The 23523-nt window shown below is 60.3% G+C and carries 23 protein-coding genes and 1 tRNA gene; 13 read left to right on the top strand and 11 right to left on the bottom strand.

What is annotated here, in order from left to right:
* Positions 1 to 4: 4 nt before the first annotated feature.
* The 5 genes from C4334_RS06320 to C4334_RS06300 are packed head-to-tail and all read left to right on the top strand — an operon-like array spanning position 5 to position 3680.
* The gene (locus C4334_RS06320; protein WP_352431238.1) at positions 5 to 1324 is read left to right on the top strand and encodes a FliM/FliN family flagellar motor switch protein; all 1320 of its coding nucleotides are present in this window, start codon (positions 5 to 7) and stop codon (positions 1322 to 1324) included.
* Between the two features lie 11 nt (positions 1325 to 1335).
* Complete coding sequence (gene fliO / locus C4334_RS06315; protein ID WP_352431237.1) at positions 1336 to 1695, top strand: flagellar biosynthetic protein FliO; 360 nt, start codon at positions 1336 to 1338, stop codon at positions 1693 to 1695.
* A gap of 1 nt (position 1696) precedes the next feature.
* Positions 1697 to 2473: a type III secretion system export apparatus subunit SctR gene (sctR, locus tag C4334_RS06310; RefSeq protein WP_352431236.1), complete on the top strand. Its 777-nt coding sequence runs from the start codon at positions 1697 to 1699 to the stop codon at positions 2471 to 2473.
* A gap of 27 nt (positions 2474 to 2500) precedes the next feature.
* Positions 2501 to 2770, top strand: a complete 270-nt coding sequence (fliQ, locus tag C4334_RS06305; protein WP_352431235.1) for a flagellar biosynthesis protein FliQ — start codon at positions 2501 to 2503, stop codon at positions 2768 to 2770.
* 55 nt (positions 2771 to 2825) lie between these two features.
* Entirely contained in the window at positions 2826 to 3680 is an 855-nt protein-coding gene (locus C4334_RS06300; protein WP_352431234.1) for a flagellar biosynthetic protein FliR, read from the top strand.
* A gap of 173 nt (positions 3681 to 3853) precedes the next feature.
* On the opposite strand, the gene C4334_RS06295 is transcribed toward C4334_RS06300, so the two are convergent.
* Positions 3854 to 3929: transfer RNA gene (locus tag C4334_RS06295), tRNA-Thr, on the bottom strand.
* Positions 3930 to 4198: 269 nt separating this feature from the next.
* Here C4334_RS06295 and C4334_RS06290 point away from each other — a divergent pair.
* The 3 genes from C4334_RS06290 (at position 4199) to C4334_RS06280 (ending at position 8102) form a co-directional block, all read left to right on the top strand.
* On the top strand, positions 4199 to 5662 hold the full coding sequence (locus C4334_RS06290) for a LolA-like protein (protein ID WP_352431233.1): 1464 nt from the start codon (positions 4199 to 4201) through the stop codon (positions 5660 to 5662).
* Between the two features lie 71 nt (positions 5663 to 5733).
* On the top strand, positions 5734 to 7083 hold the full coding sequence (gene trmFO, locus C4334_RS06285) for a methylenetetrahydrofolate--tRNA-(uracil(54)-C(5))-methyltransferase (FADH(2)-oxidizing) TrmFO (RefSeq protein ID WP_352431232.1): 1350 nt from the start codon (positions 5734 to 5736) through the stop codon (positions 7081 to 7083).
* Positions 7083 to 8102 (top strand): VWA domain-containing protein, encoded by a 1020-nt coding sequence (locus tag C4334_RS06280; protein ID WP_352431231.1) that lies wholly within the window; start codon positions 7083 to 7085, stop codon positions 8100 to 8102. Before trmFO ends, C4334_RS06280 begins: the two co-directional genes overlap by 1 nt.
* Positions 8103 to 8325: 223 nt before the next feature.
* On the opposite strand, the gene C4334_RS06275 is transcribed toward C4334_RS06280, so the two are convergent.
* From C4334_RS06275 to C4334_RS06245, 7 genes are all read right to left on the bottom strand, one after another.
* Positions 8326 to 9006, bottom strand: a complete 681-nt coding sequence (locus C4334_RS06275; protein ID WP_352431230.1) for a hypothetical protein — start codon at positions 9004 to 9006, stop codon at positions 8326 to 8328.
* 118 nt (positions 9007 to 9124) lie between these two features.
* Positions 9125 to 10555, bottom strand: coding sequence for a pyruvate kinase (gene pyk / locus C4334_RS06270; RefSeq protein WP_352431229.1), 1431 nt, complete (start codon positions 10553 to 10555; stop codon positions 9125 to 9127).
* Positions 10552 to 12600 carry a glycoside hydrolase family 15 protein gene (locus C4334_RS06265; protein ID WP_352431228.1) on the bottom strand — a complete coding sequence of 683 codons (2049 nt, stop codon included), beginning with the start codon at positions 12598 to 12600 and terminating at the stop codon, positions 10552 to 10554. Before C4334_RS06265 ends, pyk begins: the two co-directional genes overlap by 4 nt.
* Before the next feature lie 36 nt (positions 12601 to 12636).
* Positions 12637 to 13236 (bottom strand): TlpA family protein disulfide reductase, encoded by a 600-nt coding sequence (locus C4334_RS06260; RefSeq protein ID WP_352431227.1) that lies wholly within the window; start codon positions 13234 to 13236, stop codon positions 12637 to 12639.
* A 46-nt stretch (positions 13237 to 13282) separates the two neighbouring features.
* Positions 13283 to 13840, bottom strand: a complete 558-nt coding sequence (locus C4334_RS06255) for a TlpA family protein disulfide reductase (RefSeq protein WP_352431226.1) — start codon at positions 13838 to 13840, stop codon at positions 13283 to 13285.
* A 341-nt stretch (positions 13841 to 14181) separates the two neighbouring features.
* A complete protein-coding gene (locus C4334_RS06250; RefSeq protein WP_352431225.1) occupies positions 14182 to 14400 on the bottom strand; it encodes a DNA gyrase inhibitor YacG in 219 nt (72 codons plus the stop codon).
* 131 nt (positions 14401 to 14531) lie between these two features.
* The gene (locus C4334_RS06245) at positions 14532 to 15251 is read right to left on the bottom strand and encodes a Crp/Fnr family transcriptional regulator (protein WP_352431224.1); all 720 of its coding nucleotides are present in this window, start codon (positions 15249 to 15251) and stop codon (positions 14532 to 14534) included.
* A gap of 171 nt (positions 15252 to 15422) precedes the next feature.
* Here C4334_RS06245 and C4334_RS06240 point away from each other — a divergent pair, with 171 nt between their 5' ends.
* Together C4334_RS06240 and C4334_RS06235 are read left to right on the top strand one after the other, a co-directional pair.
* Positions 15423 to 16343, top strand: a complete 921-nt coding sequence (locus C4334_RS06240; RefSeq protein ID WP_352431223.1) for a GGDEF domain-containing response regulator — start codon at positions 15423 to 15425, stop codon at positions 16341 to 16343.
* 21 nt (positions 16344 to 16364) lie between these two features.
* On the top strand, positions 16365 to 17315 hold the full coding sequence (locus C4334_RS06235) for a hypothetical protein (protein WP_352431222.1): 951 nt from the start codon (positions 16365 to 16367) through the stop codon (positions 17313 to 17315).
* Between the two features lie 126 nt (positions 17316 to 17441).
* On the opposite strand, the gene C4334_RS06230 is transcribed toward C4334_RS06235, so the two are convergent.
* A complete protein-coding gene (locus tag C4334_RS06230; protein WP_352431221.1) occupies positions 17442 to 18467 on the bottom strand; it encodes a site-2 protease family protein in 1026 nt (341 codons plus the stop codon).
* A 36-nt stretch (positions 18468 to 18503) separates the two neighbouring features.
* A complete protein-coding gene (locus tag C4334_RS06225; RefSeq protein WP_352431220.1) occupies positions 18504 to 18806 on the bottom strand; it encodes an HU family DNA-binding protein in 303 nt (100 codons plus the stop codon).
* 309 nt (positions 18807 to 19115) lie between these two features.
* Between C4334_RS06225 and lepB the strand changes: the two genes are divergently transcribed.
* Genes lepB through carA form a run of 3 tightly spaced genes read left to right on the top strand, consistent with a single transcriptional unit; the run spans position 19116 to position 22249 of the window.
* Positions 19116 to 19811, top strand: coding sequence for a signal peptidase I (lepB, locus tag C4334_RS06220; RefSeq protein ID WP_352431219.1), 696 nt, complete (start codon positions 19116 to 19118; stop codon positions 19809 to 19811).
* A 16-nt stretch (positions 19812 to 19827) separates the two neighbouring features.
* The gene (locus C4334_RS06215; RefSeq protein WP_352431218.1) at positions 19828 to 21114 is read left to right on the top strand and encodes a tetratricopeptide repeat protein; all 1287 of its coding nucleotides are present in this window, start codon (positions 19828 to 19830) and stop codon (positions 21112 to 21114) included.
* A 28-nt stretch (positions 21115 to 21142) separates the two neighbouring features.
* Positions 21143 to 22249, top strand: coding sequence for a glutamine-hydrolyzing carbamoyl-phosphate synthase small subunit (gene carA, locus C4334_RS06210; RefSeq protein ID WP_352431217.1), 1107 nt, complete (start codon positions 21143 to 21145; stop codon positions 22247 to 22249).
* Here carA and C4334_RS06205 read toward each other — a convergent pair.
* A complete protein-coding gene (locus C4334_RS06205; RefSeq protein ID WP_352431216.1) occupies positions 22209 to 23507 on the bottom strand; it encodes an AI-2E family transporter in 1299 nt (432 codons plus the stop codon). The two genes, carA and C4334_RS06205, sit on opposite strands and share 41 nt — an antisense overlap.
* Between the last annotated feature and the right edge of the window lie 16 nt (positions 23508 to 23523).

The raw sequence follows: 23523 nt of genomic DNA, 5'->3' as shown, positions 1-23523 counted from the left end.
CGCCATGAGAAACGAATCTTTTGAACGGGCCGAACCGCACAATCAAGCGACGCCGGTTGACACCGATCCGTTCGCTTCCGACATCTTTCTCTCTTCTTCAACGGGGAGCGAGACGGCGGTCTCCGCTCCCGCATCAACGGAAGAGTCGGCTGCGGTGGGCGCGGTCGCGCGTCGTTGGCAAGATGCCTTGCCGAAGATCGCGCGCCGCGAAGCGCAACTTTCATTCGTGCTCGATCGCCTCCCGCCGCGTTTCTCCGCCCAAGTCGTGGAGAGGATCCGTGACGTGATCTCAAATTACGGCGGCGCTGCGGAACTCGATTTCGTTGGTCTTCAAGAGAGGTCGTTCGCCGAGGTCGCTGATGACGCAAATGTGGTGACGACGTCGGTGGTGCTCGAACCGACTAAAGCGCACTTCGCAGTCGAAATGGATGCGCATTTTGTTCTGGCGTTGGTCGCGCAGGCGCTTGGTGAGGATCCACAGCGTCACGTTCAACGTCCGCCCTCGCGCATCGAACAGACCGTCTTCGAGTTCTTGATTCTCCGACTGCTGAGCGAACTGAACGCCATCGCCGACGGAACGCTCTTCCGTTTGAGTGAGATTCGCTTCGGGCGGGGCGTGGAAGAAGAGCGCGGCTTTGAATTGAACTTCGACGTTCGCTTCGGAGAAGTGCGCGGACTGGTCAAGCTCCTAATCGGAGCGAAAGCGCTCGCTGCGCTCGCTTCGAATCGGAATTTGTGGCGCGACGAAGAGAGTTTGCCCGACAAGCTTGAGCGTTACCGAAGAATCATCGCCGACATTCAGCTCTCCATTACGATCGGCGAAGCGCAAGTGGATGGGGCCAACATCGAAGGGTTGGAACGAGGCGACATCGTGCTTTTGGAGGGCAGTGCGCTTCATTGGTTTGGCAAAGAGCTAGTTGGCAAAGCGCGCATCGGGATCGGAGAGACGGCGAGTTGCGGCATCATCGGGCATCTGACAACGCAAGGGGGACGATTGAAATTGGAGATCGAGCGGTTTGCGGTCGAACGAGACCGGGAAACGGAGCGATTGAAGATGGCGGAAGAAGAGACGAAAAAATTGGAGGCGAACGAAGAGGCGGTCCGGTTGCTCGATGGTTTGATGTTGACTGTGCGGGTGGAGATGACCGCGCGTCGGTTGACTTTGGATGAGCTGGCGCGCTTGCGCATCGGCCAGATCCTCGATCTCGGTTGCAGTGCGACCGATCCTGTGGCGCTCATCGTCGATGGCAAGCGGATCGCTACGGGCGAGCTGGTCGATGTAGAGGGGCGCTTGGGCGTCCGCATCCTGCAACTTTCAAGCTGAAGCGAACGGCAATGAACTTCTTCCTGATGCTGTTGCAGACGTTGATCGCGCTCGCGTTGGTCTGCGGATTGGCTTATGCTCTCTTCCGTTGGGTGGTGCCGCGCCTGTTGATGTTGAACGCCGGGCGGCGCATGGTGCGTGTCGTGGATCACATGCCGCTCGACGCGCGGCGCAGTCTCTACGTGATCGAGGTTGCCGGACGCTGGTTTCTCATCGGGGTGTCGGATGCAGGCGTCCACTTGGTGAGCGAGTTGGAGGCGGATGCGGCAGCCGCTGCGGCGCGCGCGGCGATCGAGCCGCCCGGTGCGAACCCAGGGCGATCATCTTTTCAAGAGAAGCTCGCGCAATTGACGAATAGAAGAGAGGTGTAGGATGACCGGAAACACGTCGCTGCATGCGGCCCTTCGTCTCGTCGCGTTGCCGATGGTGTGGACAGCGGGCGCGACGCTAGCTTACAGCCAACAAGCAGCGCCGATGAGCACGGGAACAGCCAATCCGGTCGTTTTAGTCATCGTGCTCGGTGCTCTCGCGCTCGCGCCATTCGCGCTCATCATGATGACGTCGTTCGTCAAGATCTCGGTCGTGCTCTCCATCTTGAGGAACGCTCTCGGAACGCAGCAAGTGCCGCCCAATCAGGTGATCACCGGGATTTCGCTCATCTTGACGATCTTCATCATGGCACCAGTCGTCGAGAAGATGTACGCCGAAGCGGGACAGATCGAGAACACGGACGCGATCTTCTCCGAGCTCTCGGTGCGAACCATTTTCGAGGCGGCTAAACGTGGGCGCGAGCCTTTGCGCCAGTTCCTCGAACGACACGCGCACGAAAGCGATATCAAGATGTTCTATGACTTGGCGCGTCGCATGGCGATCAGAAACGGCAACGACCCGAACGAGATCAACCCGAAGGACTTTCGCGTCCTCGTCCCAGCCTTCGTGACGAGCGAGCTGACGGAAGCTTTCCAAATAGGTTTCCTGCTCTTTCTCCCATTCTTGGTCATTGACATGGTGGTGGCGAACATCCTGCAGGCAATGGGTATGTTCATGTTGTCGCCGACGATGATCTCGCTGCCTTTCAAACTCCTCCTGTTCGTCATCGTCAACGGCTGGGAGATATTGATCCGAAATCTGGTCGTCGGATACACATGATGATGTCGGAAAAGGAGCGCGGAGAAGATGAACCCTTACGTTTCCATCGCCGCCGAGGCTTTGTGGCTCATCTTGCTGATCTCTTTGCCGCCGTTGCTGGCGAGCTTGATCGTCGGACTTGTGATCAGTCTGTTGCAAGCGATGACGCAAGTGCAGGAGCAAACGTTGACTTTCGTTCCGAAGATCGTCGTCACCATGCTCGCCTTGATCATCACTGCCGGTTGGATGCTCGTCTCGTTGCGCGAATTCACCGAGCGCGTCTTCGATATGATCCTCAAAGTCGGCGCGGCGACTTGAGACGCCAAGTCGGTCGAGTGGTAGAAAAACCTTCGCGAAAAGGGATGGTTAAAAGATGGAAGAGTTCCTTGCGCTTTTGGAAGCCATCCTGCGTTACTTTGAGGTCGGGCAGAAGCCACAAGCCTTTTTGGTGATCGTCGGCCTGGCTTTCGCCCGCATGGTCTCTTTCGTCTCGGTCGTCCCGTTTTTCGGCGGTGCCGCCGTCCCCGCGCGCGTCAAGGTGGCGACGGCTGTTGCTTTCGTCGTCGTGCTCTATCCTTCAGTTGCCGCCGAACTGGGGCAGGATACGACGCCGTTGCCGTTCGGACCCATTGGTTTCATGGCGTTACTGGCCAAAGAGACTTTCGTCGGTTTCACGCTCGGTTTCGTCGCCTCGTTGATCTTCGAGGCGATTCAGGTCGCTGGTCGCATCGGCGATCTACAGCGCGGAGCGACCATGGATGAGCTGTTCGCGCCGCAGTTGCAGACACGGGTTTCGGAGCTGGGTCAGTTCAAGCTCCAACTAGCCATCGCGCTTTTTCTCGTCGTCGGCGCACATCGCCTCTTTATCGCAGCGCTTCTGCGCAGTTTCGAGTTGATCCCGGCGGCGAAGTTCCCGCGCATCGAACCGGGATGGACCCCCGCATTGGCCTACATCACGGAATTGACGGGCGGCGTACTCGCCATCGGCGTTCAGCTCGCTGCGCCGGTGATCATCGCGCTGCTCTTGACGGACCTCTTCTTCGGCATCGTCAATCGCGTCGCGCCGCAGATCAACGTCTTCTTCTTGAGTTTGCCGGTCAAGATGCTAGTCGGCATCTTCATCATTTCACTAGCGCTCGTGTTGCTCAAAGAGCAATTCATCTTCTACTTCAAAGAGTCTTACAAAGCCTTCGAGCAGTTGTTGCGCTTGCTTGGCACGGCGATGTAGGGCGGAATTGCCGAATGGGACGGGCTGCCGGACCGGTTGCTGCCGTTGTGAAATTCGGGGAGAGTCAAAGTGCGCGTGAGTCTCGCGGGCGTGTAGGTTCTGAGCAGGCATCACGCCTCAAAGGAGGCGCAAAATGGCGAGCCGAATGGCTCGCCTGGTCTCTTCAATCTTGCTGGAGCCGGCTGTGGGACTTGAACCCACGACCTTCTGATTACGAATCAGACGCTCTACCAACTGAGCTAAGCCGGCTTGAAACGCCCTTCCGAAATACCTGAAGTACTTTTAGCGAGTCGCGTGTCGAAAGTCAAGCGAAAGACGATGCTGGATTTTTCTCTCTTCCAAGAAGTTGAGCCGCGCGAATTATGATTTCGTTGCTTGATGACCTAGAATATCGGTCAAATAGATCGGCTCAAATCACGATGGCTTCGAGAGCGTTTTTCAGCGGTTCGGGCAAAAAAGGGCATCGCGGCCCTGCGCCGAGAGGTTTTCGCGAGTTCTTCCGGCGTGTAAATCATCTCATGCTTTGTTTCATCGCTGCGTGTGTTGCCGTTTCGTTGACGTCGGCGCAAACGCGCACGCCGAGGCTCCCTGCGGCGGACAAGATCATCGGCGAATACCTCAAAGCCATCGGCGGCAAAAAACGCGCCTCGGCAGTGTCCGATGCCCTCTATGAGTGGGCCGCGGAGGGCGAAGGCATCGCTCGCGTGAAGGTCAGGCGGCCTGCGGGCATTCGCTTCGAACTCGAACGCGACGGCAAAACTCTGATCGTCGCGGCCAACGAGCGTTCGGGATGGATTGCCGATGGCAAAGGCGATCCGCAGACGTTGACCGATGCGGAAGCCAAACAGGCCCGGTTGCAAGCGGCGCTCATCGCGCAACGCTTCGCCGATTACAAGAAGATCGGAGTTCGCGCTCAGACCGTCGACCAAGAGCCGGAAGGTGAGGAGCAGGCTTACATCGTTAAGTTCACATCGAGGGATGGCGCGAGCGTGCGCTGCTGGTTCGGCGCGCGAAGCAGATTGCTGTTGAAAATGGCCGTTGAGGGCGATCGTTTGATTTACGTCTTCGGCGATTACAGATGGCAGCACGGCTTGCTGGAGCCGCATCGGCTGGAAGTCCGGCGCGTGGGTCAAACGCCAGACCGTTTCGTGCTGCGAGAGATTCGCCGGAACCTCGGGATCGAGACATCACTCTTCGATCCGCCCGGGGCTGAAAAGTTCGATGTGCAGAAGTTCTTGGAAGAGGTCGAGCGCAATCAGGCGGAGCTGGAAAGGCGCGTAAGCGAATACACCTTCAGTCTTAAAGAGACCGAGCGCGAATTGAACGAGCGCGGCGAGGTGAAGAAAGAGACGGTGCGCGTTTACGAGGTCTATCCGCTGCTCGGCCCGAAAAAGATCTCCGTGCGCAAGCTGATCAGCGAAAACGGCGTTCCGCTTTCGCCCGAAAGAGCGGCCAAGGAGGAACGACGTGTGGCTGACGAAATCGCGCGCGCCGAGCGGGAGAAGGGGAAGGAGAAGAAGGACGAAGAGGAAGATTTCAAAGTCACCGACTTCTTCCGCATCTGCGAGATGGTTTCGCCGCGCTATGAAGAGTTTCGCGGAAGGCGAACTTTGGTTTTCGATTTCCGTCCTCGCGCTGGTTATCGTCCGCGCAACCGTATCGAATCGGTGATCGCGCGGCTCGGCGGCACGGTCTGGGTGGATCTCGCGGATCGACAGGTCGCGCGGCTCGAAGCCCGGTTGCTGCGCGACTTCAAGGTTGCCGGTGGACTGTTGGCATCAGTGCGCCCAGGTGCTTCCATCGTCTTTGAGCAGACGCGCTTGCCCGACGGCGTGTGGTTGCCGCGTTTAGCCGAATTCAACCTTTCGGCCAAGATCCTCTTCTTCGCCAAGATCGAAATGAGCAGCACGCTCGAATACAGCGACTACAAGCGTTTCGGCGCCACTGTGGAGGGAATCAAAATCGAAGGCCCGCGCCCCTGAGGTCGAGCAACAGCATGCGGAGATCGCACCATCACAAGGGTTGAGCTTTAACCGAGAACCGGAATTTGATCATGAACGAAATCATCGTCATCGGCGGCGGATTGGCCGGAGCGGAAGCGGCTTGGCAAGCAGCCGAGCGCGGAGCGAGTGTGCGTCTTTATGAGATGCGTCCCGTGCGGCAAACTCCGGCCCATAAAACCGACAAACTGGCCGAGATCGTCTGTTCCAACTCGCTCAAGTCGGACGAACCCGGCACGGCTCCGTTTCTGCTCAAGGAAGAGTTGCGACGCGCCCGCTCGCTCGTCATGGAAGCCGCTGCGGCGACGCGCGTCCCGGCTGGTGCGGCGTTGGCCGTCGACCGTCACGCCTTCGCCGATTACATCACGCGGAAGATCAGCGCGCATCCGCGCATCACGCTTGTACGCGAAGAGGCGACGCGCATCCCCGAGCGCGAGATCACGATCATCGCCGCTGGTCCGCTCTGCTCAGATGCGCTGGCGGCGGAGATCGCGCGTTTGACCGGTCAAGATCACCTCTACTTCTACGATGCGATCGCGCCGATTGTGGCCGCCGATTCCATCGACATGTCGATCGCCTTTCGCGCCGCGCGCTACGGCAAAGGCGGCGATGACTATTTGAATTGCCCGTTGAACGAAGAAGAGTATGAGCGTTTCTACCAAGCGTTGATCGCGGCCAAGAGCGTGCCGTTGCAGCGGTTCGAGGAGACGCGCTGGTTCGAGGCGTGTTTGCCGATCGAAGAGCTGGCGCGGCGCGGGCGCGACACGCTTCGTTTCGGGCCGATGAAGCCCGTCGGCTTGATCGATCCGCGAACTGGGCGCGAACCTTATGCTGCTGTGCAACTGCGGCAGGAGAGCGTATTGGCTGATGCCTATAACATCGTCGGTTTCCAGAATCACTTGCGTTACGGCGAACAGGCGCGCGTGCTTCGGTTGATCCCCGGGTTGGAACGAGCCGAGTTCCTGCAGTTCGGTCAGATCCATCGCAACACATACATCTGCGCGCCGCGCGTGCTTGCGCCGACCCTGCAGGTGCGCGTTCGCCCGCACCTGCTTTTCGCCGGGCAGATCACCGGCGTAGAAGGTTACGTCGAATCGGTGGCGATGGGCTGGTTGGCCGGCGTCAACGCTGCGCGCATAAGTCGCGGCTTAGAGCCGGTGACGGCCCCGGCACGCACGGCCATTGGCGCATTGGCGCGTTACGTGTCGAGCGCTGATGCGAGCAACTATCAGCCCATCAACATCACGTTCGCGTTGCTCGAACCGCTTTCGCGAGAAGAGCGCCGCGGGTTGAAGACCAAACGCGAACGGCACATGCGTCAAGTCGAACTCGCTCTCCGCGCATGGGAAGAATGGCTCGACACGCTCGAAAAGACGGAAAGGGACGCTGCTCCCGTCGCTTGATGTCGGTCTTGTGCGCTCTCTGCGCGCTCTGGCTGGTCACGAGTGGGCTGGCTCAGTCGGGACGGCGCGTCGCCAACAAGAAGGATTCCGATCGGCGATCGAATGCCGCACGAGCAGTGGGCGTCGATTCACGGGCCGAGCCGACGCGAAGCGAAGCGAAAGCCGATCGCGCCTCTTCCGGGGAAGATGATGAGGTGGTGCGCATCGTCTCAAGGCTCGTCCCCATTCCGGCCTCCGTGACGGATGAAGCGGGGCGTCCGCTCGTCGGACTCCAAATAAGGGATTTCGAGCTGCGCGTCGATGGCGAAGTCAAACCCATCGCCGAGCTTGCGCATGCGGAGTCGCCCGTGCGCATGGCCTTGCTCTTCGATAACAGCGCGAGCATCACAGCGGCGCGCGAATTCGAAAAACGCGCGGCCATCGCTTTCTTGCGGCGCATCGTTCGCCCCATCGATCAGGCAGCGCTCTTTTCGGTTGCAACGACAACGGAGCTGATGCAACCTTTAACAAACGATGTGGAAAGACTGGTTCGAGCCATCGAAAGCTTCGGCAAGCCGACCGGCGCGACAGCGTTGCTCGACGGCATCGCGCAAGCGGCAGCATATCTTCGTCCGCACGTAGGCAGACACGTCATCGTCATCATCTCCGATGGCGCCGATACGATCAGCGACACGAGTTTCGAAAGCGTCCTCAATCAAGTCGTCGTGTCTGATTGTCAAGTCTATGCCGTGCAGACGGGATGGAGCGACAATCCGAACTTGCGTGATCTGGTAGCTGAAAGACGCTTGCAAGAACTAGCGGTGCAAACCGGCGGCGCTGTCTATGCGCCGCGCAACCAAGGTGAACTCGACTTGGCCTTCGCCGAGATCGCTGCCGATCTCGCACAACAGTACCTTTTGAGTTACTATGCGACCGACGATCCGAGCGACGGACGTTTTCGGCGCATCACGCTCACCGTTCGCTCCCATCCGGCAGCGCGCGTTCGCACGCGGCGCGGCTACTACGCTCCCAGAAGTTGATCTTCCTCGAACATTTGGCACAGGAAGGCGGAAACATGCCCACCCGCGAGCTGGAGAATCGATCCCTTTCGATTACGGAGAGCCGGAGAATTGATTTCGTTCGATCGCGAATCGGCGAGAGCGAGCCTTTGGGAAAGGATCGGTTGTGCAACCGATCTCGCTCGATCACGAACCGGCGAAAGCGAGCGCTTGGAAGTCGCAGCGAACGGGTCGTATGCGGCGGTCAATTCTTCGAGTCGGTTGCTTTGTGGCGTGCCGCGAGACACACGGGGTCTTCTTCGTCGGCGCGGCAGCGCGCGCTCTGCGCAAAGCGTCGGTATTCAGCGAGAGCTTCCTCTTTGCGTCCCAGAGCTTCGAGCGCCGAAGCGAGTCGAAATGCGATCGAGTCATCGGGTTCGCCGCCGTCGCGGGCGAGCCGGAATTCAACCACCGCTTCTTCGATCTGGCCCAGCGTCAGAAGTTCGTCGGCTAAAAGCTTGCGCGTATGGGCATCTTCGCGCAGCGCGAGCGCTGCACGGTATGATTCGAGGGCTCGTCGGTGATCGTTGTGCAGCCGCGCTGCCGAAGCGCGGGCAAGATGCGCGTCGAAAGCGCGCGCGTCCATGCGCTGCAGCATGATCCCTGCAATCGAAAGAGCCATCGCGTAGAGCAGGGGAAGCGCGCGCCACCAACCGCGATGAAACGCCTTGGTTTGGGCGAAGGTCGGTTTGCCGTACAACCTGAAGATCGAGTAGAGCGGCAAGGCCACCGTCGGTACCCAGAAGACGACGATCGGCACGAGCAACAACATAAGCTTCGGCGCGCGTATCCGCTGTAGATCAGCGAGCGCGAATGCTGAGACGAAGGCCGACAGAAAGAAGGCCATCGGGTGAAAGGTTTCGGAAAGCTCGTAGGCCGAGATCATTTTCGGTGGCGCAAGTGGAACGGCAACCCGTTTTGAAAGCGATCGCAGGTCAAACCTTTCTCGCGCGTTTCAACGAGATGCGCAAAAGCCGTCCGCTGAGATGTTCGACCGCTTTGCGTCAACGCGAGCTTTCACCGACCGTGTGAAGCTTGACGGAGCTGGAGAGGCCGAGGCCAGAGAGCCTGCCAGCCATAAGCACGATCAGTTCGCCCGCTTGCACGATGCCGTTTTCAAGCAGTGCGCGTTCGCCGGCGCGCACGAGTTGTTCCGTCGTATCGCATGGGACGTGAAGCACCGGCTCGACGCCCCAGATCAGGGCCAGTTCGTTCTGCACCTCTTTGGATGGGGTCAAAGCGATGATGCGCTGTTGTGGTCTGAGCGAAGAGAGACGGCGCGCCATCAATCCCGACTCGGTGAAGACGGCAACCGTGCGCGCGCGCATCTCTTCGGCAGCGAAGATGGTCGCTTCGCACAAAGCGCGACTGACACGCTGCGTGCCTTTGCCGACCCAAACTTCACGCGCGTGCGAAGCGCCTTTACGCCCCATCTCCGCCGCCTCGATGATGCGCGCCATGGTGGCGACGGCGGGCACGGGATATTGCCCGGAGGCGGTCTCGTTGGAGAGCATGAGAGCGTCGGTGCCATCCCACACAGCGTTGGCGACGTCCGACGCTTCGGCGCGCGTCGGGCGCGGGTTGGAGATCATCGACTGGAGCATCTGCGTCGCCGTGATGACGAACTTGCCGGCGATGTTGGCCTTCTCGATGATCTGTTTTTGATAAACGGGAACGAGTTCGACGCTGGTCTCGACGCCGAGATCGCCGCGCGCGACCATCACGCCGTCCGCCGCCTCGATGATTTCGTCTAGGTGGTCGATCGCCTCGGCTTTCTCGATCTTAGCGACCAACGGGGCGCGTCCGCCCGCCGCGCGAATCAACGCTTGCGCTTCGCGGCAATCTTCGGCGCGGCGGACGAAGGAAAGGGCGATGTAGTCCGCCTTCTGCTCGATGGCCCACTGGAGATCGCGTCGGTCTTTGTCGGTGAGCGATGGGATCGGAAGCGATACGCCAGGCAGATTGATGCCTTTGCGTTCGCCGAGGACGCCGCCATTGACGACGCGGCAGACCACGTCCGTTTCGGTCGTCCGCTCGACGTAGAGTTCGATCGCGCCATCATCGAGCAGGATGCGAGTTCCCGGTCGCACGTCGCGCGGCATGCCGGCGTAGTTGGTCGAGACCTCGCGCTCGTCGCCGATCACCGGGCGCGTCGTGATGATGAAGATCGAGTTAGTCTGCAGCGTGACGGGTTGACCGCCTTTGAGAACGCCGGTTCTGATTTTGGGGCCGGAAAGATCAACGAGCACGGCGAGCGGTCGTTTCATCCTCTCGGCGGCGGCGCGCGCGCGGCGGATGTTCTCCGCGTGCTCTTCTTGCGTGCCGTGCGACATGTTGATGCGAACGGCATTGGCTCCGGCAGCGAGCATCGCTTCGAGCACGGCTGGTTCGCGCGATGCTGGTCCGAGCGTAACGAGTATCTTGGCTTTCCTCACGTTTCCACCTCGGTCTTGATCTCGATCCAACGCGATGAGCGACGCGCGCGCCGATCGAATTGAAAGGCGGGGCGCCCACACGTCGCGCATCTTTTCATGTTTTCGAGACGCCGCAGATAACTTATCACAGTTGAGACGAATGTCGCGTGCGACCACGTCAGCGGCGAAACCGAAAGCGGCGCTCCGGTGAGCGGGTGAACCTGTTCGGCCAGCACGCCCGAAGGCAGCGCGCGACGGACGACCCACATCAACAAGTCGAGCGCGGCGCGTAGTTCATCCGCAGTTTGCGCCAGTGCGATCTTGTAATCGGCGAGCCAGAGCGTGCAGATGAACCACGGATTGCCCGGCAGGCCATCAGCGACGCGCATGTAGCCATCGCCTTGGTAGCGCGCGACGCCGCCCACTTCCGTCTGAACCCACAACGCCTCTTCCACGGCGCGCATGGTCGCGCGAACTTCTGCCGAAGCAGGCGCGAAGACGCCGAAACGAAAGAGGCCGAAAAGAGAAGCATCAACCGTCATGTCCGGTTCCCACGCGCCATCCGCGCGATACATGAGGGCGCGCGCAAACCGCCCCGCTTCGGCGCGGAAAAGATGGCGACGCATCCCGTCGCGCACCTGCACGGCTGCTTCTCGGTAGCGCGTCGCGCGCTCGATCTCGCCGAAAAGCTCGGCGAAGCGCGCTGCGGCGTGGAGCGCGCCAAACACCGTAGCGCAGGTGAAGGTGTGAATGCCGCGCCGATCTTCCCAGAGGTTCCACGACGGACGCGGCAACCCTGTCGCAGGGTCGCGGAAGTCGTCGAGGAAATCGGCAGCGCGGATGATCAGCTTCTCGTAGAGCGCGCGAATGAACTCGATATCGCGGAACTGGTCGTAGTGTTGCCACAGCGCCCAGAGCACCAGTGCCGTTTCGTCCTCTTGAATCGGCGCGAGACGTTCGCGCCTGTGTGGGTCCCACCACGCATGCCAGCTCGAAGCGAGCGAGCCATCCGGCGCGTACTTCTGCAGGAAGTATCCTTGCTCGGTGATGATGCGCCCGCAAAAATCGAAAAAGGAGCGGGTCAGGTTGGAGTAACCGGCTAGGTCGAGCGCGTGCGCGACCAGCGCGCCATCGCGCGGCCACATGTAGCTGTAATGGTCCGTTGCGCGAATGACGACGTCGGAATCGTTGGCTGCCAGAATCGCACCGCCGTTGTCGATCTGCGTGCGAATGATGAGCAGCGAGCGTTTGAACAGCTCGACGATCTCGCTCGGCAGATCGCCGAAATCGAGTTCGTTCTTGTTGACCCACGCGCGCCAGTAGTTGCGCGTGCGTTCGAGCAACGCTTGCGGCGTGCGCGTGCGGACCAAAGCGTTCAGCCGCGCGACCTCGTGATAGGAGGTTCCGGCGGCGATCCAATAGTGGATCACTGCTGTGGAATGCGGGGCGAGCTGAATCGTGCGCCCGATGGTGGAATCGACCGAACCTTCGGTAATCGCCGACTGGGAAAGAAGACCATCTTCGGCATCGCGCCAAGTCCCTTCGGCCCCTTGAAAGGCTTTGCGCCCGGTCGCAAAGCTTTCCACTCCTTCGGGCGCGTCGGTCGAGATGAGAAAGTAGCGTTGACCTTTATAGTGAATGATCGCCAGCGTATCGGGATCGAAATAGGCTGTGTCGCCGACTTCCGTTTCCGAGATGTAAAAGTCTTGATGAAAGAAGAGGCGCACAGCACGCGCCGTTGCGGCGCGGTTGTGCACCTCAATGCGCCGCAGAAAGATGTTCTCGCGTTGGTCCACCGTGTCGTGACAGACCAGTTCGAGCGCGAGCGCGTCCGATATCAAGCGGACTTCGGTGACGAGCGTTTCCGTCTGATAACGCAGATCGCGACTCCAACCGTCGTCGCTCACCCAAGAGAACAGACCATCGACCCACACGCCGAAGCGGAAGGGATGGCCTTCGGAGTGGTTCTCCTTGCCGACAAAAGGGAAGTAAATATCGCGGATGCGATATCGTTCATCGAAAGCGACGAGCAGCGTTCCATTGCCGACGGGGATGTCGCGTGGCATTGAATCCTTTCAAGCGTTCCGCACTGAACCGAGCGGCTATTTCGTCAACTGTTTGACGATCGCTTGTTCGATCTGCGGTTTATCTTTCTCCTCCCAACTCATGAAACGCGCGACGACGCGTCCAGCCGCATCGAAGAGCACGGCTTGCGGCACGCCATATAGCCCGTTAGGTAGCGGCGTCATGTAAAGCTTCAGCAGCTCCGATGGCGTCCAGACGACGTCGTTTTCGATCCCGGCATCGCGCACGTACTTTTCGACGTCGGCGCGATCGACATAAGGGTTGTTGGCGCACATGTTGACGACGACCAACCCGCGCGCGCGATAGCGTTTCGCCAGTTCAGCAACAAACGGGGCATGGCGTTGACAGTGCGGGCAGGTCGCGCTGAAAAAGTCGAGCAATACGACGCGCCCGCGCAAGCTGGAAAGACGCAAAGTCGTCCCGGCGAGCGTTTCGAGCTCGTAGTCGGGAACGCCTGTTTCGCCGCCCGATGGGTCTTCGGCGCGAGGCAACTGGTTCGCTTGTTCACCACTCGCTTGTGCTGTGAACGCCGCAGGCAGCATCAGCAAGAGCGCAGTGAAAATCAGCGTGCGAAGCTCGGTCATCTTTCGGGATGGCAAGTAGATTCTAGGCATCATCGGTCGTCTAAGCATGCGAATCTTTGTCTTCTCCCTAAACCCTTCGCTAGCGATCGGCGAGCGCTTGGGCGATGGCGCGCTCGAGCTTTGCGGCGACGTCGGAGTCAAACCCGACGAAGCGCTGAATCAACTGGCCGCGGCGATCAAAGATGAAGGTTTGCGGGATGCGCGTGTCGGACGCAAAGAGGAGATCGGTCAGCGCTTGATCCGGGTAGCCTAAATCATACTGAACGGCGAATTCGCGGACGAAATCGGCCACCTTGAAGCGGTCATCAGGGCCGCCGACGTTCAAACCGACGACGCGTAGCCCTTGCGGCCCATAACGACGTTGCAACTGGACCAGATGGGGCGTGCTCTCGCGACACGGGCCGCACCACGTCGCGTAGAAGTCAAGGACGAGAACACGACCTGCTTGTTCGGCCAGCGTCTCGCGGTTGCCGTCGAGAAGCATCCACCCACGTCCGCCGCTCTCCGCCACGACGGGTGGCATGGGCAGACTCGTGGGCGGAAGCGTTGGACCGGAAGGCGTCCGATCAACGGTGCGTTCGGCAGCGCAAGCGATGGTCGCCGCGGCGACGAGCGCTGCAAACAGTGATACTTTCAAGCGACTCATCGGCAAGAGCAATATACAACAACTTCAACGCCTTGAGCGAGAGCGGCACGGGCACCGCTTTCGCGCGAGGGCACATTGTGGAAAGGTGCGATCGCGGGGCGTCTGGCGCGCAGAAAGACCATTCCCACCGCTTCATCTCACGACTCGTTCGAGGCCAGCGCGTCGAGCGCGTAGCCAATGTGAGCACGCGAAAACGGAATGTAACGCCGGGCCGAGCGGGGGCCGAGCGGGTCAGGGGCGCGCAACATTCTTTGCTCGAAGCGGTTTCAGCGTCTAAGTTTTGGCAAAAGGCGCGTGTACGCAAACCGCTGCGCGCTCGGTCTGAACCGCATTCAACACTCGCTGGCGTCACCGCTGGGCGGCGCATGGACCTCTGTCGGTTCAGTAGACAGCGGCTCTTCTTCGGCTGGAACAGCATAGTCTTCGTCCACCCAGTGGCCGAAATCGATCAGCTTGCACCGTTCCGAACAGAAGGGGCGGAAAGGGTTGTTCTCCCACGTAGTCGGGCGTCCGCAGATGGGACACCGAATCTGCTTACGCGCGCTGTTCATTACATGCCCTTTCGTCGGCAAACGAGCGAGCGTGCGTGAACGTTTCGCGCGCTCGCCCAACGGACAAGCTTGCAACGGGACGCAGGCTTTTTTCAAGCGATCGTCTCACGTGCGGCTGCGTTCGGTTTTAGTCAGCTCATGAGCCGAGAGGAGTTGACGAGCGGTTGTTTCAAGACGATCTTGCGATCGACGATGTCAATGATGCCGGCGCGTCGCATGGCGTTCAAGCGCACCGTGACGCTTTCGCGCGTCGAGCCGACGATGGAAGCGAGTTCGCGGTGCGGCAGGGTTATATCGATCAGGATGCCCTCTTCGGCTTGACGTCCATACCGCTTGGAGAGCTCATGGAGCAGCTTTTCGAGCCGCTCTTGCACGGCGTCCAGAGCGAAATCGGCCATACGCCGTTCGGCTTGCATCAAACGTTGACCGATGAGGCGAAAGGTGTAATCATAAAGTTCTTTGGAAGCTCCCATCGCTTGGCGAAAGGCGTCGATGGGAAAACGCAGCAGGCGTACGTTCTCGTATGCGACGGCGCACTTTTCGCGCTCCCCTGTGGTATAGAGCGCCGATTCACCGAAGAGCGCGCCCGCTCCGATGATGTCGATGACCGCTTCGCGCCCTGTCCCCTCTTCGATCAAAGAGAGCTTGACGCGCCCGCGCGCGATCGCATAGAGCGCATCAGCGGGATCCCCCGTGCGGTAGATGAAACGTCGCCGCCGGTAATCGTTGACTTCGGCAGCGGCAGCTAAAGATTGCACCGCATCGTCGGCGATGTTGAGGCCGAATTCACAGCGGCGGATGATTTCGGCGCGATCGGAGACCGATAGACTTTGGGCTTTTCGGCGTGTCATGAGCGCTTCAACTTGCACGACTTCGGGTTCGCTCTGCAGCCATCGCGGGGCGCGAAGATTTGGTGGCGAAGCTAAGGTGCGTCTGTGATCCGCGCAACCTACGGCGTCCAACGGAACTCTAACACGAGGATGCGCACAGGCGCAAGATGATGTGGGAGAGAACTAAGGGGTATGATTGGGAGACAGAAGGTTTTGGTCGCCGATGATGATCGGGATAAACGTCAACTCCTCACCATCGCGCTCGAAAAAGAGGGTTACGAAGTGTGGGCCGTGGCTGATGGCGAGCAGGCGCTGCATGCTATCGAGAAATGGCAACCGGATCTCGTCGTTACCGATGTGATCATGCCTAAGCTGGACGGTTATGAACTAGCGCGTCGCCTGCGCGAGAATCCGCAGACGAGGTTCATCCCGATCATCATTCAGACGGCAGCGCGCAGCGCCGCGCAGGACATACGGCGCGGCGCTGAGGTAGGGGCGCTCGGGTACCTGACCGATCCAACCGATCTCGGTTTGCTGCTGGCCCGCGTGCGTACTCTGCTCGAATTCAAGCGCTATTTGGATAATTGCGAGGAGGCGGCGTTCACAGATCACTTGACAGGTCTAGCCAACCGTCGTCGGTTCGAGCGCCAGCTTCACCGCGAAGTGGAGCGCACGAACCGCTACGCTCATCCTTTCTGTTTATTGCTCATCGACCTTGATGAGTTCAAGCGAATCAACGACTCTTGCGGTCACGCAACAGGCGATGAGGTGATCCGGCGCGTTGCACACGTGCTTCAAGCCGAAACGCGCGGCATCGACACAGCGGCGCGCATCGGTGGCGAAGAGTTCGCCCTCATTCTGCCGGAGACCGGTTTCAGCGCAGGCCTAGATGTCGCCGATAGGTTGCGCCGTTCGCTCAAAAGAGCGAAGATGCCAGACGCGGTCGGGCAGGTGACGGCAAGCTTCGGCGTCGCTGAGTTTCCAGCCTGCGCGCGCGAGGCTGAAGAGCTTTTCCGTGCTGCCGACGCGGCGCTTTACCGGGCGAAGAACCTCGGTCGAGATCGGGTCGAAGGAGCGGACCTTCTGGCATTGAGCGCGCCCGGCACCAGTTGAAAGTTAGACGAGGAACTGAAGATGGCAGAGTACAAAGATCGAATCGAGCAATGGCGCGAGCTTGCGCGACGCAAGGCGCGCGAATTAGACGAAAAGTACCGCATCAAAGAGCGCGTCGAGGACGGCGCGCGCGCAGCCCAACAGGCCGCGCGGCGCAGCGCCGAACGGTTACAGGCTGAAGCCGAACGGCTGAGTGACGAGTACGAGGTGCGCGAACGCGCGCGCCGCGTTGCCGAGCGAGCCGCGCGCACGGCGCGCGAAGCGGGCGAACAGTTCAAAAACGTCGGACAGGCAGCGAGCGATCGCGCCGAAGAGGTTTGGACCGACGCGCGACGCTACTACGAACGCGCCTCGCGCGTGGTCGATGCGAGCACGCGCTTTGCGCGTACGACGAAAGCGACCACGAGCGACCTGATTCGTCTGCGCCGGTGGATACGCGAACACCCGCGAGAAGCCATTACGGTGTCGCTTTCCTTGGCGACGGGCATGCGATTAGGGGCCGCTTTCCCATCGCTCGATGGCGTGTTGCTCGGCGCGCATCCGCACTGGTTGACCCATTCGGCGCTGCCCGTTTATGCGTTGCGCAAACTCGGGACGAAGTTCGACGAATACTTGCGTGAGCGGGAGCGACTGATCAAGGCGGGCGAGTTGACCGAGGCGGAACGCCGGCGCGTCGAGTTCGAGCGGCAGATGATGCGTCTAGTCGGTGCGCCGCTGCTCGGCGCTTTCAGTTGCGCTGCCGGAGTGACGATGTGGGCGCAGATCTTTCAGCCCGGTCGGATCACGGGCGCGCCCATCAGTTGGCTGTTGGGCGGTAATCCTGTGCTCGATGCCATCTGGTTGTTTGGCAACGGCGTCGTCTGCATCCAACAGGGGATCGAACTCTTCGCCATTGCGCTCCCTGCGCAAGAGATGGAAAAACTCGTCGGTGTGCTCACGCGGCGCGCTGCCACTGCATCCGATGTGCAGTAACGCGTCGAGGCGAACTCAGATGCCAGGCTCATCGGCGCACGCGACATCGGGTTCGTCCCGCAATAAGCTGGCGAGGGTTCTCAAGACGCAGCGGCTTCGCTTTCGTCGCGACTTCAACGCACCGCTTCACCGGATGGTGATCGGAAAGGGAAGAAAGCAGAGGATGAAGACGATGAGCGTCACCCAAGCAAGCAGCGTGCGCGTCGATCCCAGTGAATCATCCTCGTATGTTACGGGCGGATGCGGGAGGCGCAAGATGATGAGCAGCAGCAGCGCATAGACGAGTCCGCTCGGTGTCCCGTGCCACGCCCAACCCAACAGCGCGAGGAGCAAGACGGCGAAAAAGGCCATTTTGCCGAAGAGCGCGTGAGTGCGACGGCCAAAGAGAGCGTAAACGATGTGACCGCCGTCTAATTGTCCCACTGGCAGAAGATTCAAACTCGTGACCAACAGCCCGATCCATGCCGCGAAATAGAGCGGATTAGCTTGCGTGTGGGCCAAGTCCACGCCAAGCCAGTGACCGAACGCGCGCATCAAGAGCGGATCGTTGAGCGTGATCATGGTGCCCGGCTCGAAATCGCGCAGCGGGGCCGGTTGTGCGACGGCGACGCCGGCCACGGCGATCGGCAAGGCGACGGCGAATCCGGCCAGCGGCCCGGCCACGGCGATGTCGAAAAGCGCGCGCCGCGATGGAATGGACGAGCGTATGCGAATGAAAGCGCCGAACGTACCGGCAAGAAACAGAGGGGGCGCTGGAATGAAATAAGGGAGCGATGCTTGAACGCGGTAGAGACGACAGGCGAAATAGTGACCGGCTTCGTGTGCCGTCAGGATTGCGAGCAAAGACCCAGCGAACATCGCTCCCTGTCCGAGAAGAACGGGGTGCGCGATGACGTAGTTGATCAGCAGCCACGACGAGGCGAGGTAATAGATAGGGAATTTGAGTATGGTTTCGAGCAGTGAGCTCGGTTCTGGCAGCGCCGGTTCCGGCAACTCCTCGATGGCGAGCGTCGCTCCGGCAAGCGTCATGCTCGCCGCCGTCGTGATGAAGAGCAACGCATGAAGCCAGAAGCTGCCCGCGTGCAACGGTGCATCTTCAATCCGTGGTCCGTGCGAACCGAACCCGTTGGCGTTGTGAAAAGGCTTGTCCAACGCTCGTTATCTCAGCGGGGTGCGAAACGACGGATTTCACTGCTTGGAAGCTGCGTCGGAGGCTTCGGTGAAGCCGTGAGCCTGAAGCTCTTTGCCCGGCTTGAAGCGAATCGTCTTGCCGGACGGGATGGCTACCGCTTCGCCCGTGCGCGGATTACGCCCGATGCCGCGCTTGCGCGGTTTGACGACGAAGACGCCGAAGCCGCGTAGTTCGATCCGTTCGCCGCGCGCGAGCGCCTCTTTCATCGAGTTGAAGAGCGCGTCAACGGCTTGTTCGGCTTTCATCTTGGGAACGCCGGTGCGTTCAGCGACGCGATTGACGATGTCCAGTTTGATCATCGGTTTTGATCTTTCTCCCGACCGTTTCGTAGGGCGATGATAGGGAGGAAACGTGAAAGGTGTCAAGCGGAGTCGCTTTTAACCGGACGCTCGCGCATGGACCAAAACCCCGTTCACAAACGGGACCGAACGAGAGCGCCTTCAACCGTTCGGGCGTACGCCGAGAGCGTGCGTGGAGAGTAAGGCGCGTTGACAACGGCGATAGCGGAAGGTTAACCTCGAAAGTTAGCCCGTTTCGCGCACCGATCCGCTTGGCCTTTCAAGAGGTCGTGGCGAATCATCAGCGCGAGGCGGACTTTGGACGAGTTTATGTTCAAGCGCAGGCAAGGCGAGTACCGATTCGGCGATCTGACGCTCGACGATGATCGAGGAATCTGCACCATCAGACCGCGACAGGAAGGCGAACAAGGGATTTGGGCAGACATGCGCGTGCTCATCCGCGACTTGGTCTTTGCGACCATGTTCGTCGCGCTCATCATCGTCTTCTTCGTTCAACCCGTCAAGGTTGAAGGCACCTCTATGCTACCGCGCTTGCACGATGGTGAGCGGATCTTTGTCAACAAACTAGTCTATTATGGATTGCCGCCGCTTGAACGCGGCGATATCGTCGTCTTCTGGTTTCCGGACGATCCGTCGAAAAGTTACATCAAGCGCATCATCGGGTTGCCGGGCGAAACGGTTGAGATGCGCGACGGGCGCATTTTGATCAACGGGCGCGAATTGGAGGAGCCGTACCTCGATCCGCGATTGAACACGGGGCGAGCCAACTTGCCGCCGATCTACGTCAAACAGCACTATTACTTCGTCATGGGGGATAATCGCGATCACTCGAGCGATTCGCGTTACTGGGGCTTGGTGCCCGAAAAATATATCTACGGCAAAGCGATCCTTCGCTACTGGCCGCCGACCGCGGTCGGGTTGATCACGCACGGCGACGCTCCTCCCTTCGTCAAGGATGATCGTGAGCCGCGGTTCGTGACCGATTGGTCGCGCCAAACGAGATGACGCGAACGGGCTGACGATGTTCAACTGGCCACAGCACTTCATCCGGTTCTTGCGCGCGCCCGTGCGCGCCACGCGTGAGCTTGTGGAAGCGCGCGCGACGCTGATTGAAAGCGCACTGGGGGCACTGCTTGCGCAACTCCTCTTTGCGCTCTACATTGAATGGCCCTATGTGGCGGCGCGCGCCAGCCGCCCGGCAGCGTGGTTTAGTTTCGTCGCCGAGGCGGTCGCCAGTCTGCTGTTCGTCGCTTTGATCATGTTTCCGTCGCTGATCTTCGTCGCCAACCTTTTGGACCGGCACCGGAATTTCAGCGACATGTTGCGGCAAGAGTATGCCGTTGTGGCCACGGCCATGTTCTATGCGTGGGCGGCAGCGCACTTCGTCGCGCTTGCGCTCGCTGTGGTGGCGCGCACGACCGGGTACGAGGCGCTGGTGATCGCGCAAACGGCCGCTTCGATCGAACAGTGGCGAAGAGCTTATCCGGATCTCGCCGCGATCCAAGATGCGCGCTTGTTCGCACAGGGGTTCGGGCGCATCCTCTTCTTTCTGCCGTTCTGCGCGTGGTCGCTGGCAGCGGTGCGCGCCTCGTTTCGCGTCTCCTGGGTGCGGGCCGCGTTCATTTTCGTCGGCGGCGGCTTGATCGCCCTGCTCGTCTGGCCAGCGCTCTTTCCGGCTTTGGCGTTCGTTGCCACGTCGCCTTTCCTGCTCTTATTAATCCTGTTCTTGCTGATCAGTTGGGGTCGCGAGTTAATCCGGCGCGAGAACGATCGCGCGCGCTTTCGCCGAACGTTGGAAGCGGCAACGCTCAACCCGGCGGACGCCTCGGCCCACTACAACTTGGGATTGATCCACCTCGAACGAGGCGAGATCGAAGAGGCGCAGCGGCGGTTTGAACAAGCTACGACGATCGATCCGGAAGAGATCGATGCGCACTATCAGCTCGGACGCATCGCCCGTTTGCAGAACCGTTTGCCCGAAGCGATCGGCCACTTCGAACAGGTCGTCGCGCGCGACCCCGAACACGCGCAGCACGAAGTCTGGCGCGAGATCGGTGCGACCTATTTGGCCGCTGGGCAGTTCGCCGATGCGCGCGAAATGTTGGCCCGCTTTCTCGCGCGGCGCGAAAACGATCCCGAAGGGCTTTACTTGATGGGACGGGCGCTGTTCGGTTTGGGACGTCGCAGAGAAGCGTTCGAGTGCATGCGCGCTTGCATTCGGGCCGTTGAGTCGGCGCCGGCCTACAAGCACCGGACGGAGCGGCGTTGGATGGCGGAAGCCAAACAGTTTTTGCGTTCGCAATCTTGAACGCGGGAGCTTCGCAGAGGTCTTCACGATGACACGCAAACCAGCTTTGCTCGTGTTGGAAGATGGGCGCACCTTTCGCGGCTACGCTTGGGGGGCCGCGGCGGAGGTGTGCGGCGAGGTAGTCTTCAACACTTCTATGTCCGGTTATCAGGAGGTGTTGACCGATCCCTCTTATGCCGGGCAGATCGTTTGCATGACCTACCCGCTCATCGGCAACTACGGCGTCAACCGCGACGATGAAGAGTCGGCGCGCCCATGGGTTGAGGGGTTCGTCGTGCGCGAAGCGAGTCGCATCGCCTCGAACTGGCGGGCCGAAGGATCGCTCGATGCCTATCTCAAACGGTGGGGCATCCCAGCCATCGAACACGTTGACACGCGCGCGCTGGTGCGCCACATACGCGACAAAGGAGCAATGCGCGCTTGCCTTTCCACCATTGACACGGATGCGCAGCGTTTGCTCGAAAGAGCGCGTCAGTCTCCGCCTATGGAGAACAGAGAGCTAGCGAGCGTCGTTTCGACCAAAGAGCGTTACGAAATACCGGCCCACAGCGAAGAGCGTTTTCACGTCGTCTGCTACGACTTCGGCGTGAAGCGCAATAGCTTACGAACCTTGGCGCGTCTCGGCTGTCGGCTCACGGTGGTGCCGGCCTCGACGCCAGCGAGCGAAGTCTTGCAGCTCGCTCCGGACGGCATCTTCCTATCCAACGGACCAGGCGATCCGGCTTCCATGACCGCCGTCATCGAGGAGATCAGACGGTTGATTCAAACGGGCGTGCCGACCTTCGGCATCTGTTTCGGTCACCAATTGCTCGGTCGCGCCTTCGGCGGCCGCACCTACAAACTGCTGTTCGGGCATCGCGGCGGCAACCAACCGGTGAAGGACCTGCAAACGGGGAGCATCGAGATCACCTCGCACAATCACGGATTCGCCGTCGACGCCGAGAGCCTTCCGCCCGAAGTCGAGGTGACGCACATCAACCTGAACGATGGGTGCGTTGAAGGGATGCGGCATCGTGCTTTGCCAGTGATCTCGGTCCAGTACCATCCGGAGGCAGCTCCAGGTCCGCACGACGCCGAGCATCATTTTCGCCGCTTCATCGAGTTGATGGAGAGGGCGCGGGCGGAGGTTCGGTGAGCTGGTTGGCTACTCGCTCCCCTTCGTGCGGCGACTCGATCACCGCTCGCTCAACGGGGCGAAGCTCCCCAGCGATCAATCCGGCGCTTCCACGATACTCGTTCCAGTGGCGATAGGCGACCGTGACGACGGCGACCACCGGAATCGCGAGAAATATCCCGGCCACGCCAGCTAATTCATGGCCGGCGAGCACCGCTAGGATCACTGCGACCGGATGCAAGTGAATGCCATGGCGAATCAAGCGCGGGTAGGTGACGTAGTCGTGAACGATGCGCAGTATGCCGAGAAAGAGCAGCACGGCGAGCACTTGATTCGATGAGACGAAGCTCGCGATCACGGCGACGATCACTGCCACTGTGAACGGTCCGACCAACGGGATGAACTCCAACACGCCTGCAATGATGCCGAGCATGAGCGCATAAGGGAGGCCGATGAGTGCAAAACCGATGGTACAGATCGTGCCGATCAGCAGGCAAGCGATCAGTTGGGCGCGAATGTAGGCGGCGAGCGTGCGGTTGACGTCTTGAAAGAACTCGTCGCCGCGCCAGCGCAGCCTCCCTTGCGGAATCATCTGCAGCGCCGAACGGCGAAAAGATTCGGCATCCTTGAGCAAGAAGAAGGCCAGAATCGGAATCAGGATGAGCCACGGTAGATAAGCCATCCACCCGAGCAGCGAGACGACGCCTTCGCGCACGTACTCGCCCGTGCGCTCGATGGCTTGCGTGACGGCGTTGTTGACCGCTTCACGCACCGCCGGCGGCAACTGATACTGGCGGTACATCTCGTTCAGCTTTTGGGCACGGCCACGCGCCGTTATCAAGTAGGTTGGCGCCTGTTGGGCAAATTGCGTCGCTTGGTCGCCGATGCGCGGCAGCAAGAGGTAGAACGCAAAGCCGAGCGACCCGAAGATGAGCACGTAAACGATGGCAATAGCGACAGCGCGCGGTATGATTCTTTCACGCCCCGCGAGCTTGAACGGACGGCGGACCAGTTCGACGAGCGGCGCGATCAGGTAAGCGAAGAAGACCGAGAGGATGATGAGCAGCAGTATCCCTTCGAGTTCGTACAACAACCACAACCCAGCGGCGACGGCAAGGACGATGAGGATGATGCGGAGCACGGCGCGCGTTTGCGGCCACGTGGCCGCCGCGATTGCGCCTGCCGCCGCTTGCGCGACATCGCCCACTTCGGCCTCTTTGATCTGCTTGTGCAGCGCTTTGTCGGCGCGTTCTTCGTTCATCATGGACCTGTTTGCCAACCCTTCTCGTTCGTTC

Source organism: Pyrinomonas sp. (assembly GCF_040289685.1).
GTDB lineage: Bacteria > Acidobacteriota > Blastocatellia > Pyrinomonadales > Pyrinomonadaceae > Pyrinomonas.
Note: the sequence above shows the minus strand (reverse complement) of the source record. Positions and strands in the feature narration are given on the sequence as shown.